Here is a 16,835-nt window from a genome sequence, read left to right as displayed (position 1 = left end):
ATCAGATGAAAAATCCAATTACCATAAACCCTTTATATACTCAGGCGCTTGGTGGGGTTAAACTGCACATTTTTGAAAAGGACATCCCTTTGGTAAAGGACATTCTTCAGGATGAAAATATTCGGTTGCCTCAGGAAGAGACCGAGGCGGGCGTTGAGAATTGTCCTAACTGTGGTTCTAATCACGTAGGGTATGTACAAGCTACAAAAAAGAGATTTAACCTATTAACTATGATCGTTTCCTTCGCGCTAATGATCTATCCTTTTTATGCAAAGAAAACTCATCATTGCTTTGATTGCGAGTACGAATTTTAGCTTCAATTAAATTAAACTACTGCCTTTTTATCCCGTTCAACAGATAGCACTCCATTACCTTCAATCAAGAAACAGATCAGGCCGATCAGTACAATCACAGAAACCCAGAATTCTGCATATGGGCTGAATATGTTTGCTCTCAAATTAACAAAGAACACTGCCACAACAAGTATTGGTAAATTGAGCAAGCAAAATAATCGTGTGTGTGAGCCGACAGCAATGAGGAGTCCACCAATGATGTGAAGCACTATAATTATGTGCGCCAGTAAGCTAATAGACACTGCTACACCCAACATAGCATCTTTCATCATATTGGTAAAGGCATGAAGATTTGATGCAAATGCAATACCTTTCCAAATGAGTACTAAACCTAGAATTATTCTAAAATAGTCGAGCCATTTTGGGTGATGACGATTACCCCAATTTTGAATTTTTGTGAGCACGTTCATAATCTTGAATTTTGGTTATATGAATTTACATAAATAAATTATGTATTCCTTGCTTTAAGAAAATTGGTTATGGAATTGAAAAGATATTGCAAGTAAATGGTTTTAGCATATAAATCATTACCTTTAATTTTACAAAACTGAACCAAAATATAACGTAATCGCAAAACTCAACCATATAGATTAAACCACTATTTTCATGAATTTTATTAATAAACTCGTACTAACCATTGTAGCCGTGTTTGGATTGTCGGCGATTTTAAACGCTCAAACTAAAGGTGTTGAGCTTAAGTCTCCTAATGGAGGATTGAAAGTTTCCATTAATATATCCGACAAAATATATTATTCCATTTCCTCCGGAGAGGATCTGTTATTAGAAAATAACCATCTGCAGATGAGCCTTAGAAATGAAATTTTAGGGCAAAATCCAAAACTAACCGGCAGCAAAAAAGGACAGGGTACTGAAATCATTAAACCCTATGTTTCTTTGAAATTTTCTACTGTAAAAAGCAACTATAACTCGTTGATATTTAATTTTAAAGGTAATTATGCCGTAGAGTTTCGTGCTTTTGATGATGGGATTGCTTACCGTTTTATTACCAAAAAGAAAGGAAGTATTGAGGTGATGAATGAGGAATTTTCGGTGAACTTTCCGGGCGAATACGTTCTTCATTTGCAGCAGCCGGGCGGATTTAAAACTGCTTATGAAGAGCTGTACTCGCAGGTGCAGTCAAAGGACTGGAAGCCTGAAAATAAAATGTCGACCCTTCCAGTACTTATAGATACAAAGAAGAAATATAAGATATTGATCAGTGAATCAGACTTGACAGACTATCCTTGTATGTTTCTCAAGGGAACCGGGAATAATGGCATGTCGGCAGCTTTTCCTAAGGTTCCGCTTGAATTTGGTGATGATGGCGATCGCAGTCTAAAAATACTTAAAGAGGCTGATTATATTGCAAAAACTTCGGGTACCCGTAATTTCCCGTGGAGATACTTTGTGGTCACATCTAACGATAAGCAACTGCTTGAAAATACGATGACCTTAAAACTAGCTTCGTCAAGTGTGATTAAAGATCCTAGCTGGGTTAAACCTGGCCAGGCAAGCTGGGAGTGGTGGAATGATGCCGCACCTTATGGCCCAGATGTGAATTTTGTTTCCGGTTATAACCTGGCAACTTATAAATATTACATAGACTTTGCCGCTAAATTTGGTATACCATATATTATTATGGATGAGGGCTGGGCAAAGAGTACCACTGATCCTTATACCCCAAATCCAGATGTTGATGTGCATGAGCTGATCCGTTATGGTAAAGAGAAGAACGTAGGGGTCGTATTATGGTTAACCTGGTTAACTGTTCATAAGAACATGGAGTTGTTTAAGACCTTTCAGGAATGGGGTGTAAAAGGGGTTAAAATAGATTTTATGGACCGCAGTGATCAATGGATAGTTAATTACTATGAGGACGTTGCAAAAGAAGCGGCTAAGCATAAATTGTTTGTCGATTTCCATGGCGCATTCAAACCTGCGGGCCTGGAGTATAAATATCCAAACGTGATTTCTTACGAAGGAGTTAGGGGAATGGAGCAGATGGGTGGATGTTATCCGGATAATAGTTTATACCTGCCGTTTATGCGTAATGCTGTGGGGCCTATGGATTATACTCCTGGTGCAATGATAAGCATGCAGCCTGATGTTTATAGAGCTGATAGGCCAAATGCGGCAAGCATTGGTACGCGCGCTTATCAACTAGCTTTGTTTGTTGTTTTTGAAAGCGGAATACAGATGCTGGCTGATAATCCTACGCTTTATTACAGAAACCTTGATTGCACAGAATTCATCACAAGCGTGCCAACTACATGGGATGAAACGAAGGCTCTGGAAGCCAAAATGGGTGAAGTTGCTGTAGTGGCAAAGCGTAAAAAGGACAAATGGTTTGTAGGGGCAATAACCAATGGTAAGGAAAAAGAAAGAAACGTTTCTTTAAATTTCGATTTCCTTGAAAAAGGAAAAACCTATACAATGACTTATTTTGAGGATGGAATTAATGCCGGTCGCCAGGCAATGGACTATAGAAAGAAAACAATACAGGTTAAATCTGGAGACAAGATTGATATTAAGATGGTTCGCAATGGCGGATGGGCTGCGGTAATTATGTAACCAAGCAAGTTATACAAGAAAGGGGTTGATATCTTAAATATCAACCCCTTTCTTGTATAGAGATGTAGCTACTAAGCGTTTTTAGCTGCTGCTTCTCTGCGAATGATATTCAATGCACCACCCGCTTTGAACCATTCAATTTGTTGCTCGTTGTAACTGTGATTAACAGATATCTCTTCTTTAGTTCCATCAGCATGGTTTAATACTAAAGTAAGTGGAACATCGGGTGTAAATGTTGTCAATCCAATGATATCGATAACATCGTCTTCTAATATTTTATCGTAATCTTCTTTGTTAACAAAGGTTAAACCAAGCATACCTTGTTTTTTAAGGTTGGTTTCGTGGATACGGGCAAATGATTTTACCAATACGGCACGCACACCTAAATGACGAGGTTCCATAGCTGCGTGTTCACGGCTTGATCCTTCACCATAGTTTTCATCACCGATAACGATAGAGCCTAATCCGGCAGCTTTATAAGCTCTCTGGGTTGCTGGTACAGGACCATATTCGCCAGTAAGCTCATTTTTAACTGAATCAGTTTTGTCGTTAAAGTAGTTTACAGCACCAATTAACATATTGTTAGAAATGTTATCCAGGTGACCGCGGAATTTTAACCATGGACCAGCCATTGAGATATGGTCAGTAGTACATTTTCCTTTTGCTTTGATCAGCAATTTAAGTCCTTTAAGGTCTGTGCCTTCCCAAGGAGTAAACGGATCAAGTAATTGTAACCTGTGTGAAGTTGGAGAAACAAGTACTTCTACTTTGCTTCCGTCTTCAGCTGGCTGCTGGTAACCTGCATCTTCAACTGCAAAACCTTTAGTAGGTAATTCAAATCCAGTTGGGGCATCAAGTTTTACTTGTTCGCCTTTATCGTTTGTTAAAGTATCTGTTAAAGGGTTAAAGCTTAAATCGCCTGCAATAGCTAATGCTGTTACTAATTCCGGAGAACCAACAAAGGCAAAAGTATTAGGGTTACCATCAGCACGTTTTGCAAAGTTGCGGTTAAATGAGTGTACAATGGTGTTTTTCTCTTGTTTATCAGCGCCAACTCTGTCCCACATACCAATACATGGTCCGCAGGCATTGGTAAATACTTTAGCGCCTATGCTTTTGAATACGTCTAAAAATCCATCACGCTGAATGGTGTAACGGATCTGCTCAGAACCCGGATTGATGCAGTATTCAGATTTAGCAGTTAAGCCTTTTTCTGATACTTGTTTGGCAATACTGATTGCACGGGAAATATCTTCGTATGATGAGTTGGTACAAGAACCGATCAATCCTACATCGATTTTCATTGGCCATCCGTTAGCTGCGGCAACTTCTTTCATTTTAGAGATAGGAGTAGCTAAATCCGGAGTGAATGGGCCGTTCAAATAAGGCTCAAGTTCAGATAAGTTAATTTCGATTAATTGATCAAAGTATTTTTCAGGCTCTGCATATACCTCAGCATCGCCGGTTAAGTGTTCTTTTATTGCGTTTGCAGCGTCAGCAACTTCAGCTCTGCTGGTAGCACGTAGATAACGTTCCATGCTTTCGTCGTAACCAAATGTTGAAGTTGTAGCACCAATTTCGGCACCCATATTACAAATGGTTCCTTTACCGGTACAGCTCATGCTTGTTGCGCCTTCGCCAAAATATTCAACAATTGCACCAGTTCCACCTTTTACAGTAAGAATACCAGCAACTTTAAGGATTACATCCTTAGCAGATACCCATCCACTTAATTTTCCGGTAAGTTTGATACCTATTAATTTAGGGAATTTTAGTTCCCACGGTAATCCTGCCATTACATCACAAGCATCAGCACCACCAACACCTATGGCAACCATACCTAAACCACCTGCATTTACAGTGTGAGAGTCGGTACCTATCATCATTCCACCCGGGAAAGCATAGTTTTCTAAAACAACCTGGTGAATAATACCTGCACCTGGTTTCCAGAAACCAATACCATATTTGTTTGAAACCGAAGCTAAGAAATCAAATACTTCCTTGCTTTCAGTGTTTGCAGCTGGTAAGTCAATTTCAGCACCATTCTTTGCAGTGATCAGGTGATCGCAATGAACAGTAGAAGGAACAGCAACTTTTGGTCTGCCTGCCTGCATAAATTGCAATAAAGCCATTTGTGCAGTAGCATCTTGCATGGCCACACGGTCAGGAGCAAAATCTACATAATCAGTACCTCTTGTGTAAGCGGTATTTGTATTTCCATCCCAAAGGTGGGCGTAAAGGATTTTTTCTGAGAGTGTTAAAGGTCTGCCTACTAATTTACGGGCCGCCTCAACGCGGGGGCCAAAGTTTGCATACACCTTTTTGATCATTTCTATATCAAAAGCCATTGATAATATGTGTTAAAAGGGTAAGTTATTCTTATTATTTTGTAGCGAATTTACAAAAAAAAACAGGGGTAGGACATCATCTGCATATCATTATATTATTTATACCTATTCTAAATAATGTAACAGCCTTAATGGCTTAAATATCTGCAAAATAGTTGCGATCATTTCTGAACACTGCTGTCCATTTATGAACACTTTTATTTTTTGTAGTGCTTATAATTATCTGTTTTTTAGGGTGTTAAATTGTTTTTGTGTTTTGGCCTAACCTTAGCTGTTCAGATCATGAAAAATTAAAGAGAATCGAAACGATAACCCAGTTCAGAAAAATGTTTCAACACTCTTGGTAATGCATAATACATCCGGTCGTAGGCTTTCAAACTGTCGTGAAAAACTACAATAGACCCGTTGCTTGTATGCTTAATCACATTGTTGAAGCACTTGTGAGGTGCCAGGTTGATGTCAAAATCGCCGCTAAGTACATCCCACATAATGATTTGAGTTTCCGGGTTCATTGCACGGATGTTGGTGATCTGAGATTTTTTAATTCTGCCGTAAGGTGGACGAAATAAATTCGTGTTAGTTAATTCCTGACACTTTTGGAAGTTTTTAGTGTATATTTCATCCGGCGTTTTCCATCCTTTTAAATGGTTAAAAGTATGGTTGCCGATGCGATGGCCTTCGTTCTTTATCTTCTCAAAAATATCAGGATGTTTGTGAATATTATCTCCGATGCAAAAGAATGTTGCTTTTGCGTTAAAGCTTTTTAAAGTTTTTAATGCAAAGTCTGTAACATCTGGTATGGGTCCATCGTCAAAGGTTAAATAAATAACTTTTTGATCCCGGTTCTTGTGCCAGGTTAATGATGGATAATACCATTTTAATAAAAGCGGGGATTTTATCAGGTACATGCCCAAACTTAGAGAAAATTTTAATTTTATTGGCTTCTTTTAAGCCTTAAGAGAAAATAGAGGAAGAGAAGAAGCAATAAAATGCAGTTGTTGTACCTGAAAATTTACAAAACGAATAAGTTGTTTATATTAATATTGTGAAAACTAAATTATGAAAAAAATTAACCCTTATAGTACATTGCCCAAATTAACCTTAGCACTCTCTCTTATCTTTATTACGGGTTTTGTGCAAAAATCTAACGCTCAAGAGATTATTACCATACAACAAGCAATAGAAGAAACGTTACATAACAACCTTCAGGTAAAAAAATCACAGTACAGTGAGGATCTTGCCGGTCAAAATTTGAAGCAATCAAAATTAGCGCTATATCCAACATTGAATGCAGGTGCTGATCAGAATATGGGCTGGGGACGTAATAATCTCGGTAATACGGGTATTTATGAGAATACGCAGAATTATAGCTTTAGTCCGGGAGCAAGTTTAGGTTTTGATTTGTTTAATGGTCTTTCAAAAATAAACCAGATCAAACAAAATAAAATACTTCTTGAGGCAGGAAAAGCCAATACGGATAAAATTAAGAATGATCTAATTCTTCAGGTAATTACCTCTTACATGGAGATTTTGTATAATAAGGATCGTTTATCTGCTGCAAAACAACAATTATCTGTAGCACAGCAACAACAGAAACAACAGCAAGAACTTTTGGATGTTGGAAATAAAACACTTGCTGATTTAGCAGAATCTAAATCACAAACTGCTACGGCACAGTTGGATGTTACTACTGCAGAAAATGCACTTAGCATTTCTTATTTGACCCTGGCCCAGTTAATGGATATTCCCTCTTCGACAAAATACGATGTACAGGCGCCGGTACTAGCTGAATTCAATAAGCCATCTACAAATTACAATGCAGAGCAAGTATATTCAGATGCAATAAATCTTTTCCCAGATATTAAGCTAGCAGCACTTCAAACTGCTTCCGCAAAAAAGGGGATCGATGTAGCAAAAGGTAGTTTATACCCACGATTAACTTTAAGCGGAAGTTATGGATCTTTTTATAACTATAATTATAATCTTCCGGCAAATGTTCAGAATCTGTCTTTTAGTAACCAGATAAAAAACAATGTTTCGAAAGGAGTTGGTATAGGTTTGAGTATTCCAATATTCAATGGCTTACAATCTAGAATAGGGGTAAAGAAAGCAAGAATTAACTTTTTGCAAACTCAGGCTGATGAACAGCTGACAAAAAACAACTTAAATAAGATTATTTATCAGGCTGTTGCTGATTTAAAAGCAGCGGAAAGCACTTACGAATCTACAACCAATACTTTTAATGCCAGAAAAGAGGCCTTTTCGGTAATTGAGCAACGTTATAACGTTGGTTTAGTTAACTCTTTAGATTACAACACTTCGTTAACAAATAAGAATAAAGCAGAAATAGACATGATCAGAGCTAAGTATGATTTGCTTTTTAAAGCAAAGGTGATTGACTATTACTTAGGTAAACAAATAGTTTTCTAGGAGCAGCATAATAAATTCGCACAATTTATTGCCCCTTGATTATAAATGATAAAAAAATAAATAAACTCAAATGAAACTAAAACCCATACTAATTGCAATAGGAGTTATTCTCGTATTATTGGCGGTAGCAAAATTTACCGGCTTAATAGGAGGAGATAAGACCGAGAAGGTGACGATTGAAAAGGCGGCTGACAGAAAAGTTGTTGAAACGGTTACTGCCAGTGGAAAAGTACAGCCTGAAACTGAAGTAAAACTAAGCTCTGAAGTATCGGGTGAGGTTACTGAACTTTTGGTTAAAGAAGGTGATGTGGTTAAAAAAGGCCAATTGCTGATTAAAGTTAGACCAGATGTACTTCAGTCAGGATTTGAAAGAGCTGTAGCTTCAAATAATACTCAGAAAGCCCAGGTAGTGGCTGCAGAGCAACAGTTGAAACAAGCCAATGCAAATTTTGATAATACTGAAGCCAGCTATAAAAGAAGTCAGGAACTTTTTACTAAAAAAGTGATCTCAGCTTCAGAATTTGATGCCGCCAAAGCGCAATATTTTGGTGCCTTAGCCGATATCGCCAGGTTGAAAGCTATGGTTACCAGTGCAAAATACAGCTTGCAGGAAGGTGGTGCTAATGTTAAAGAGGCAGGAGCTAACCTTGCTAAAGCTACTATATACGCTCCGGTTGATGGAGTTATCTCTAAATTGTCAGTTGAATTGGGAGATCGTATTCTTGGTACAGCTCAAATGGCAGGTACGGAGATTATGCGTATTTCCAACTTGTCATCTATGGAAGTAAACGTGGATGTGAATGAGAACGACATTAACAGGGTAAATGTTGGTGATAGCTCTATTATAGAGGTTGATGCATTTGCCGATACAAAATTTAAAGGCATTGTAACTGAAATAGCAAGTTCATCTAAAGATGTGGGTACCGCAACAAGCACTGTGGATCAGGTAACGAATTTCAACGTTAAGGTTCGTATTTTAGCTGAATCATATAGTAATATTAAGGGAGGAGCAAAAGATCTTCCATCTCCATTCAGACCAGGAATGTCTGCAACAGTGGATATCGAAAGTGAATCTTTAAAAGGGTTAGCAATTCCTATTCAATCTGTATTTACAGAAGATAAGTCTAAAGCCGAAAAGCCTGCTGATAATGATCAAAATGTAGACAAACAAAAATCTAAGCTTTCTGATAAAACCATTAAACAGTATGTATATGTGTTTAATAATGGCACAGTAAAACGTACTGAGGTTACTACAGGAATTCAAAATGATCAATACATCATTATTAAATCCGGGCTTAAAGCGAATCAGGAAGTGGTAACAGGTCCTTACTCTGCAATTCAAAACAGATTAAAGGATGGTATGAAAGTAGAAAAAACCACTAAGGATCAATTGTTTGCTGCTCCCAAATAGAAAGTAAGCGATATCAGTCATTTAAAATAAGTAAATTGCCCCCGGTTTAAAACAATAAACCGGGGTTTTTTATTTATAAGTTATGATACCTAAAGTTGCAATGATTGGTGGCGGTAGTTGGGCTACTGCAATCATAAAAATGCTTTCAGATAATTTTACTGCTAAGGAAATCTATTGGTGGATGCGCAATCAGGAATCGATAACGCATTTGCAGAAGTATAAGCATAACCCGAATTATCTGAGTTCTGTTGAAATCAGAATTCCTGAAGATAATATATCCAACAATATCTCTGATATTATTGAAAAGGCAGAGTACATCATTTTGAATGTGCCGGCAGCATTTTTAAAGGAGACACTGGATGGTGTGAGCCCGGAACAATTAAAGGGAAAGAAGATCATTTCCGCAATTAAGGGGATTGTACCAGATGAAAATCTAATCATTGGTGAATTTCTTAATCAAAAATATAATGTGCCGTATGAAGATATAGTAGTTATAAGCGGTCCTTGCCATGCAGAAGAGGTTGCTTTGGAGAAATTGTCTTATCTAACTATTGCTTCTACCAATTTGGAGCTTGCCGCAATCTTTGCAAGGTTGTTGGCCACAAGGTATATTAAAACCAATATTTCTGATGATATTTTTGGTACTGAATATGCTGCTGTTCTGAAGAATATTTATGCCGTAGCCAGTGGGATTTGCCATGGCGTAGGTTATGGAGATAATTTCCAGGCGGTGTTAATATCTAATGCTATCAGGGAGATTAAAAGATTTGTAGATGCCGTTCATCCCATTTCGAGGGATATTAAAGAGTCGGCCTATCTAGGAGATTTGCTGGTTACGGCATATTCTCAATTTAGCCGTAATCGGACTTTTGGCAATATGATTGGCAAAGGTTATACTGTAAAATCAGCACAATTAGAGATGAATATGGTAGCCGAAGGTTATTATGCGGTAAATTCTATGCACCATGTAAACAAGAAATATAAGGTTGATATGCCAATTAGCAGGGCTGTTTATGCTATTCTATACGAAAAGCATTCGCCCCATATTGAAATGCGCTTGCTTACAGAGCAACTCAATTAAGTAAACAAAATGTGGATATAGTTGTTTTTTATATAAACAGATAACTATGAAAACAAAATTTGCGATGGGCTTATTAGCTCTGGCGCTATGCACAGCCGTTTCTTTTAACAGTAATGCACAGGATAAGAAAAAGGAAACAGTAGGCGGGGCACTCGATAAAACTGGTAAAGCAATAGGAAAAACAGCGAAAAAGGTAGGAAACAAAACGGCTGAAGTAGCTGTAAAAGGCAGTGCTAAAGTTGTTGATCAGACCTATAAAGGGAAAATGGCACCTGATGGCACAGATGTATATATTGACGGCAAGAATAAGAAGTATTACATTAATAAAAAAGGAGCTAAGGTGTATCTTAAGGCTTCTGAGATTAAAGACAGACCAGTAAAACATTAAGCGCCTATAAAAAAAAGCCCTCCAGAATTTCTGGAGGGCTTTTTTCTTATAAAGAAGATCTATAATTAAGATCTGCGTTTTCTGTCGTTTCCGCCTTCACGTCTTCCGCCTCTGTCTTCACGGCTTCTTCCAGAGAAATCTCTGAAACCACCGCCACCACCGCTGCTGTTTCCGCCTTCACGTCTTCCACCACCGCCACCGCTGTAGCTTCTTCTCTCTCCTCCGCCTTCGCGTCTTCCACCGCCATAGCTTCCGCCTTCACGTCTGCCACCGCCTGAGCCACCACGACTACGACCGCCACCATCACTTTCTGCAGTTTTTTCAATCCTTACACCACGGTTATTAAATTCAACTCCTTTAAAGTTGTTGAATAAAGACTCAACAGTTGCATTTTCAACTTCAAAGAATGAATAAACACCTTTTAGGTCAATTTTACCAATGCTTTTTCCGCTGATTTTACCATTGTTACATACAAAAGATAATAGATCACCTCTTGTAAAATCATCAACAGAACCCAGGTTTATAAATAAACGAGTGTAACCTTCGCTACCTCTGTGACTTCTTTCTCCACGTTCACCACGTTCGCCGCGCTCACCTCTGTCATCAGCAGATGAATTAAGATCAGGTGCATTTTTGTAATACTCTAAAAAGCGGTTAAACTCTAAAGATGCAAAACGTTTAATTACCTCATCTTTGCTTAGTTCAGCAAACTCATCCATAATACGAGGCATGTACTGCTCGATTTGGTTTTCGTTAACTTCAACATTGTGAACTTTGTGTACTAAAGCAAATAATTGTTTTTCGCAAACATCAAAACCTGTAGGTAGTTCAGCTTTAGTAAACTGTTTACCGATGATCCTTTCAATTTGACGGATTTTACCAATCTCTTTAGAGTTAACGATACAGATTGAAATACCTGTTTTACCTGCACGACCGGTACGGCCACTACGGTGAGTATAACTTTCAATTTCGTCAGGTAAAGAGTAATTGATTACGTGAGTAACGTTATTTACATCAATACCACGTGCAGCAACGTCAGTAGCAATAAGCAACTGCATGTTACGATCGCGGAAACGTTGCATAACTTTATCACGTTGTTGCTGAGAAAGATCTCCATGCAATGCATCAGCATTGTAGCCATCTTTAATTAAGTGTTCAGCAACGTCTTGAGTATCCAATTTGGTTTTGCAGAATACTACTGCAAAAATTTCAGGATTAAAATCTACAATACGTTTTAAGGCAGCGTATTTATCTCTTGCACGAACGATATAGTATTCGTGTTCAATGTTTACATTACCTGTGTTTTTTGTTCCCATGGTTAGCTCAACCGGCTGATCCATGTAATTTTTAGCTATTCTTCTAACCTCTGGAGGCATAGTTGCAGAGAATAACCATGTTTTTTTGTCGTCAGGAGTTGTTGACAAGATGTCGTTGATGTCTTCCTGGAAGCCCATGTTTAACATTTCATCAGCCTCATCTAAAACTACAAATTTCACATTACTGAAATCTATAGCCTTACGGCCAATAATGTCCAACATACGGCCGGGTGTAGCCACTACAATTTGTACACCGTTTCTAATTTCACGCAACTGTTGCATAATGTTTGCGCCACCGTAAACGGCAACTACATTAGCACCAGAGATGTTTTTTGAGAAATTCTTGATGTCGCTGGTAATCTGCAAGCAAAGCTCTCTTGTAGGGCATAAAATCAATGCCTGAGGCTTATTGCTTTTAAAGTCTATCAATTCTAACAGCGGCAAACCAAATGCGGCTGTTTTTCCTGTTCCTGTTTGGGCCAAACCAACAAAATCGTTATTGCCCTCTAACAGTACAGGAATACTTTGTTCCTGAATAGGTGTTGGATTTTCGAAACCTAAATCCTTTACAGCATTAACAACGTCATCACTTATCCCCAATTTACTAAATGGGTTTATCATGTATAATAATTTATTAAGCCGCAAAGGTAAGCTTAATATTTGGTATTTTACAGATGCGTAACTAAATAAAAATGAGCTAATTAATTATCTTAGTCTGTCGGCCGACCTTAATAATTGCTCGTCTTTACGGATTCCACGTATTGAAAGTAGACAAAATATTATAGCCAGAACGAATAGCGAAGAGCCGAAATGGATAGACGAACCGTTTATTCCCCCCGGTAAAAGTGAAGCGTTTAAAGCTGATAAAATGGCTGTAACAACGATCAGCACAATATTGATCATGATCAGTCGCTTTTGCATAGCGCGATTTTTAAACTGAAATATACAAATAAGGCATACTAATACTGCAACTCCATTTATGATCATTGCTCCCAAAGGGGTGACAGCGGTACTAGCGTCATTTACCCCCTTAATTGATTGCTGATGGCCATCAAGATATAAAAGATACTCTGTGTTATTCACACTTTTAGTTATTAAAGGAATGAAAAACAGACAGATTAGGGTGAGTGCAGCCAAAAGCAGCCATATAGATTGTACGCGTTGTATCATATCAGTTCAATAATTTCAACAAATATATTAAAAGGCAAATAGTAACCAATCCGATATCCGATTAAAAAGATAATTTTGTACAATTGAATATGCAACGGTATTTTATTGAATTGTCGTACAACGGAACAAGTTATCATGGCTGGCAAGTACAGCCTAATGCCGTTACTGTACAGGAATGCCTGGACAAGGCGCTGTCTACATATTTTAGGCAACCTATAATTACACTTGGTTGCGGACGGACAGATGCTGGTGTACATGCTACCCAATTTTATGCGCACTTTGACATTGTACAAGATAATGAAACGAATGAAGTTAAACCATTGAATTTTGAGCGTTCTGTTACAGGTATAAATTCTCTATTGCCATACCAAATATCAGTGAAACGTATTTTTGAGGTTGAAAATACGGCCCATGCACGTTTTGGTGCAACAGAAAGAGCTTATCATTATCATATACATTTTCATAAAGATCCATTTAAGCTAGATAGATCGTGGCTATATAAAGGAGATCTTGATGTTGCAGCAATGAATGAGGCTGCAGAAATTTTGTTGGAACATACAGATTTCTCTTGTTTCAGTAAATCTAATACGCAAACATTTACTAATAATTGTAAAATTACCGAAGCGCATTTTCAGATAAAGGATGAATCTTTATTGTTTACCATCAGAGCAGATCGCTTTTTAAGAAATATGGTTCGCGCAATTGTTGGTACCTTGGTACGGATTGGTAAAAATGAAATTAACCTGGAACAATTTAAAGAAATAATAGAAAGTAAGGACAGAAGTAATGCCGGACAATCAGTACCTGCATGTGGTTTGTATCTTGTAAGCGTAATCTACCCTTTTGTAAAATAAAATATGTCTAAAATAACCGGTGATGTAATTAATGTAGGGTTGTTGAAAAGGGTTTTTCAATATGTAAAACCGTATCAGCGCATCTTTATAATTTCGGTAATCCTTACTATACTCCTAGCTGTTCTTGCTCCATTAAGACCTATTCTTATCGGATATACGCTGGACCATCATATTGTTACCGGAGATTACAGCGGGTTACTAAATATGACCATACTAATGCTTGTATTGCTTGTTGTTCAAACCGGGGTACAGTATAGTCACACCTTACTTACAAATACGCTGGGGCAGTCGGCAATTCGTGATTTAAGAATAAATGTGTTTAATCATATTACTAAGTTGCGATTGAAGTACTTTGATAATACACCTATTGGTCAGTTAATTACCCGGACAGTTTCGGATCTCGAAACCATTGCTGAGATTTTCTCGGAAGGTTTAATTGTAATTATAGGCGATATTTTAATGGTGATTGTGATCATAGGCGTGATGGTATATGAAGATTGGGCCTTAACACTTGTGGTTTTATTGCCAATGCCTTTACTTATTATTGCTACTTCAATTTTTCAGAAAGCAATTAAATCTGCCTTTCAGGAAATCAGAACGGAAGTGTCTAACTTGAATACCTATCTGCAAGAACATATTACCGGGGTTTCAATTATTCAATATTTTGCCAGAGAGAAACAAGAGTATAATAAGTTTTTGAAAATTAATGGCCGCTATCGCGATGCGAACATCCGCTCTAACTGGTATTATTCTATATTTTTTCCTGTAGTGGAAATTATTTCTGCTATGTCACTTGGTTTGTTAGTATGGTATGGAGCCAGAACGATCCTTAGCAATCCAACAATTAAACCTGGTATTATTACCGAGTTCATTATGTACATCGGTATGCTTTTCAGGCCAATCCGTGAGCTCGCGGATAAGTTCAATACCCTGCAAATGGGTATGGTTGGTGCCGAACGTGTATTTAAGGTTTTGGACACGAATGAGGTTACAGAGGATAAAGGTACTTATGCTCCTGAAATTATGAAAGGCAATATTTCCTTTGAAAAGGTTTGGTTTGCATATAATGATGAGAATTATGTATTGAAAGATATATCTTTTGAAGTTGAAGCAGGTAAAACAGTTGCCCTTGTTGGAGCAACCGGTGCCGGGAAATCCTCGACAATAAATATCTTGAACCGTTTTTACGAAATTCAAAAAGGAGAGATTAAAGTTGATGGAACAAGAATACAGGATTATGAATTAAGTTATTTAAGGAATAAAATTGCGACTGTGTTGCAGGACGTTTTCCTCTTTTCGGATACCATTTTTAATAATATAACGCTAAATAATGATGCGATTACGATGGAAGAGGTTGTTGATGCTGCAAAAAAAGTAGGGGCTCATGATTTTATTGAGCGATTACCAGGAGGCTATCAGTACAATGTGATGGAGCGCGGTGCAACATTATCTGCAGGGCAGGCACAATTGATTTCTTTTATCAGAGCGCTGGTTTACGATCCAGCTATTCTTGTGCTTGATGAGGCTACATCTTCTGTGGATACGGAAACGGAAATGCTTATTCAACGAGCTATAGAGAACTTAATGAAGGGACGTACTTCTATTGTGATTGCACACCGCCTGTCAACTATACAGAAAGCAGATAAAATTCTTGTATTGGAGAGGGGCGAGATCAAGGAAATGGGAACACACCAGCAATTACTTAAACTTGATGGGTATTACAAGAGATTGTACGATTTACAATTTAACTCTACCGGCATTTCTACATCAGTTTAAAACAAGAGGAAAAAATTCTTGATTCTTCTCATCCTCAGATTTTTGAAGGGAAAAATCTGCATGTCTTCGAAGAACAAGGATTTTTTCTGGAAAATAAGTTATGCAAGATGTACTAGCTATGCGATATGGATATATGTGAGTAGATTTAAAAAAATAGACGGTGGGTTTTCCTGAAAAATCAGTTTCTCAGAAAAGGCCTAGGAAATTTTGTCCCTTTTTCAGGCGCAAAAGATTCCAGACTTTGAAGAGAATGCTTATTTTTCAATGTTATTTTGAAATGCCTGATTCAACGCACCTAAAAACGTTTCCGGTGATTGTGCTCCTGATACAGCAAGTTTCTGATTAAATATAAAAAAAGGAACCCCTTTAATCCCGATGGTTTGGGCTGCATTTTCATCATATCTTACTTCGTCTGTAAAATCGGTGCCGTTCAGCATAGTTTGTACAGATAATTTGTCGAGACCGATCTTTGTGCCTATTTCAATTAGTGATTGATGATCGCTGATATTAATGCCATCTGTAAAATGTGCTTTAAATAATTGTTCTTCGGCTTCATCACCCAGTCCCATTGACTTTGCCAGTTGAATTAATCTGTGGGCATCAAAAGAATTTGCTACAACCGAGATGTCAAAATTGAAATCTAAACCTACTGCTGCAGCAGTTTCTGTTACATGCTCATGAGTTTCTATAGCCCATTCTCTTGATCTGCCATATCTGTTGGCAAGATGATCATAAGAGCTAATTTCCGGAGCAGTTTCAGCATGTGGATCAAGCTCGTAACTATGCCATTCAACTTCAACTTTATCCTTATGCTCAAATTGTTCCAGAGCGGCCTCAAATTTTCTTTTTCCTATATAACAGAACGGGCAACGCACGTCCGACCAAATATCTACCTTCATTGAAGCAAATTTAGACATATGGATTTATTTATAGAGTTATGTTGTTAATTATGAGTTTTGTATGATTAATGTTAGCTCGATGGACTATAATGGACTTTAATTAGAGTGGTTATAAATAAGTTCTAATTTTTCTGTGGATTGTTAAAATTTGTATATTACTTATTATTAAGTGCTTATTTTAGCCTAAGCCATTATTGTTGTTACAGACAATGGTTTTAGGAATAAAATGCTCCGTAAA

14 protein-coding genes are annotated in these 16,835 nt (G+C 37.6%); 8 read left to right on the top strand and 6 right to left on the bottom strand.

The window, feature by feature from the left end; all coding sequences use genetic code 11:
• The first annotated feature begins 5 nt into the window (after positions 1-5).
• Positions 6-314: a DUF2007 domain-containing protein gene (locus HQN86_RS13640; protein ID WP_246269608.1), complete on the top strand. Its 309-nt coding sequence runs from the start codon at positions 6-8 to the stop codon at positions 312-314.
• Positions 315-325: 11 nt separating this feature from the next.
• Here HQN86_RS13640 and HQN86_RS13635 read toward each other — a convergent pair whose 3' ends face one another.
• Positions 326-763, bottom strand: a complete 438-nt coding sequence (locus tag HQN86_RS13635; protein WP_172661493.1) for a DoxX family protein — start codon at positions 761-763, stop codon at positions 326-328.
• A gap of 196 nt (positions 764-959) precedes the next feature.
• On the opposite strand from HQN86_RS13635, the gene HQN86_RS13630 reads away from it, so the two are divergent.
• Positions 960-2,924 (top strand): glycoside hydrolase family 97 protein, encoded by a 1,965-nt coding sequence (locus HQN86_RS13630; RefSeq protein ID WP_216854404.1) that lies wholly within the window; start codon positions 960-962, stop codon positions 2,922-2,924.
• Between the two features lie 71 nt (positions 2,925-2,995).
• Here HQN86_RS13630 and HQN86_RS13625 read toward each other — a convergent pair whose 3' ends face one another.
• Positions 2,996-5,272 (bottom strand): aconitate hydratase, encoded by a 2,277-nt coding sequence (locus HQN86_RS13625; RefSeq protein ID WP_172661492.1) that lies wholly within the window; start codon positions 5,270-5,272, stop codon positions 2,996-2,998.
• A gap of 290 nt (positions 5,273-5,562) precedes the next feature.
• Positions 5,563-6,180 carry a polysaccharide deacetylase family protein gene (locus HQN86_RS13620; RefSeq protein ID WP_172661491.1) on the bottom strand — a complete coding sequence of 206 codons (618 nt, stop codon included), beginning with the start codon at positions 6,178-6,180 and terminating at the stop codon, positions 5,563-5,565.
• Positions 6,181-6,331: 151 nt separating this feature from the next.
• Here HQN86_RS13620 and HQN86_RS13615 point away from each other — a divergent pair, with 151 nt between their 5' ends.
• The 4 genes from HQN86_RS13615 to HQN86_RS13600 all read left to right on the top strand — a co-directional run bounded on the left by HQN86_RS13615 (position 6,332) and on the right by HQN86_RS13600 (position 10,582).
• A complete protein-coding gene (locus HQN86_RS13615) occupies positions 6,332-7,702 on the top strand; it encodes a TolC family protein (RefSeq protein ID WP_172661490.1) in 1,371 nt (456 codons plus the stop codon).
• Between the two features lie 70 nt (positions 7,703-7,772).
• Positions 7,773-9,113 carry an efflux RND transporter periplasmic adaptor subunit gene (locus HQN86_RS13610; protein WP_172661489.1) on the top strand — a complete coding sequence of 447 codons (1,341 nt, stop codon included), beginning with the start codon at positions 7,773-7,775 and terminating at the stop codon, positions 9,111-9,113.
• 82 nt (positions 9,114-9,195) lie between these two features.
• A complete protein-coding gene (locus HQN86_RS13605; RefSeq protein ID WP_172661488.1) occupies positions 9,196-10,194 on the top strand; it encodes an NAD(P)H-dependent glycerol-3-phosphate dehydrogenase in 999 nt (332 codons plus the stop codon).
• A gap of 46 nt (positions 10,195-10,240) precedes the next feature.
• Positions 10,241-10,582 (top strand): hypothetical protein, encoded by a 342-nt coding sequence (locus HQN86_RS13600; RefSeq protein ID WP_216854403.1) that lies wholly within the window; start codon positions 10,241-10,243, stop codon positions 10,580-10,582.
• 65 nt (positions 10,583-10,647) lie between these two features.
• Here HQN86_RS13600 and HQN86_RS13595 read toward each other — a convergent pair whose 3' ends face one another.
• Positions 10,648-12,519: a DEAD/DEAH box helicase gene (locus tag HQN86_RS13595; RefSeq protein WP_172661487.1), complete on the bottom strand. Its 1,872-nt coding sequence runs from the start codon at positions 12,517-12,519 to the stop codon at positions 10,648-10,650.
• Positions 12,520-12,603: 84 nt separating this feature from the next.
• On the bottom strand, positions 12,604-13,068 hold the full coding sequence (locus tag HQN86_RS13590) for a DUF4293 domain-containing protein (RefSeq protein ID WP_172661486.1): 465 nt from the start codon (positions 13,066-13,068) through the stop codon (positions 12,604-12,606).
• 89 nt (positions 13,069-13,157) lie between these two features.
• Here HQN86_RS13590 and truA point away from each other — a divergent pair, with 89 nt between their 5' ends.
• Positions 13,158-13,922, top strand: coding sequence for a tRNA pseudouridine(38-40) synthase TruA (gene truA / locus HQN86_RS13585; RefSeq protein WP_172661485.1), 765 nt, complete (start codon positions 13,158-13,160; stop codon positions 13,920-13,922).
• A gap of 3 nt (positions 13,923-13,925) precedes the next feature.
• The gene (locus HQN86_RS13580) at positions 13,926-15,698 is read left to right on the top strand and encodes an ABC transporter ATP-binding protein (RefSeq protein WP_172661484.1); all 1,773 of its coding nucleotides are present in this window, start codon (positions 13,926-13,928) and stop codon (positions 15,696-15,698) included.
• Positions 15,699-15,952: 254 nt separating this feature from the next.
• Here HQN86_RS13580 and HQN86_RS13575 read toward each other — a convergent pair whose 3' ends face one another.
• The gene (locus HQN86_RS13575) at positions 15,953-16,597 is read right to left on the bottom strand and encodes a DsbA family oxidoreductase (protein ID WP_172661483.1); all 645 of its coding nucleotides are present in this window, start codon (positions 16,595-16,597) and stop codon (positions 15,953-15,955) included.
• Positions 16,598-16,835 lie beyond the last annotated feature (238 nt).

The organism is Pedobacter panaciterrae (assembly GCF_013204795.1).
In the GTDB taxonomy this organism is placed as follows: domain Bacteria; phylum Bacteroidota; class Bacteroidia; order Sphingobacteriales; family Sphingobacteriaceae; genus Pedobacter; species Pedobacter panaciterrae.
This window is presented reverse-complemented; position numbering and strand designations above follow the sequence as displayed.

Bases quoted from the DNA above. Each gene is read 5' to 3' on its own strand.
- HQN86_RS13640 (WP_246269608.1), top strand. From the start codon at position 6: ATGAAAAATCCAATTACCATAAACCCTTTATATACTCAGGCGCTTGGT.
- HQN86_RS13635 (WP_172661493.1), bottom strand. From the start codon at position 763: ATGAACGTGCTCACAAAAATTCAAAATTGGGGTAATCGTCATCACCCA.
- HQN86_RS13630 (WP_216854404.1), top strand. From the start codon at position 960: ATGAATTTTATTAATAAACTCGTACTAACCATTGTAGCCGTGTTTGGA.
- HQN86_RS13625 (WP_172661492.1), bottom strand. From the start codon at position 5,272: ATGGCTTTTGATATAGAAATGATCAAAAAGGTGTATGCAAACTTTGGC.
- HQN86_RS13620 (WP_172661491.1), bottom strand. From the start codon at position 6,180: ATGTACCTGATAAAATCCCCGCTTTTATTAAAATGGTATTATCCATCA.
- HQN86_RS13615 (WP_172661490.1), top strand. From the start codon at position 6,332: ATGAAAAAAATTAACCCTTATAGTACATTGCCCAAATTAACCTTAGCA.
- HQN86_RS13610 (WP_172661489.1), top strand. From the start codon at position 7,773: ATGAAACTAAAACCCATACTAATTGCAATAGGAGTTATTCTCGTATTA.
- HQN86_RS13605 (WP_172661488.1), top strand. From the start codon at position 9,196: ATGATACCTAAAGTTGCAATGATTGGTGGCGGTAGTTGGGCTACTGCA.
- HQN86_RS13600 (WP_216854403.1), top strand. From the start codon at position 10,241: ATGAAAACAAAATTTGCGATGGGCTTATTAGCTCTGGCGCTATGCACA.
- HQN86_RS13595 (WP_172661487.1), bottom strand. From the start codon at position 12,519: ATGATAAACCCATTTAGTAAATTGGGGATAAGTGATGACGTTGTTAAT.
- HQN86_RS13590 (WP_172661486.1), bottom strand. From the start codon at position 13,068: ATGATACAACGCGTACAATCTATATGGCTGCTTTTGGCTGCACTCACC.
- truA (WP_172661485.1), top strand. From the start codon at position 13,158: ATGCAACGGTATTTTATTGAATTGTCGTACAACGGAACAAGTTATCAT.
- HQN86_RS13580 (WP_172661484.1), top strand. From the start codon at position 13,926: ATGTCTAAAATAACCGGTGATGTAATTAATGTAGGGTTGTTGAAAAGG.
- HQN86_RS13575 (WP_172661483.1), bottom strand. From the start codon at position 16,597: ATGAAGGTAGATATTTGGTCGGACGTGCGTTGCCCGTTCTGTTATATA.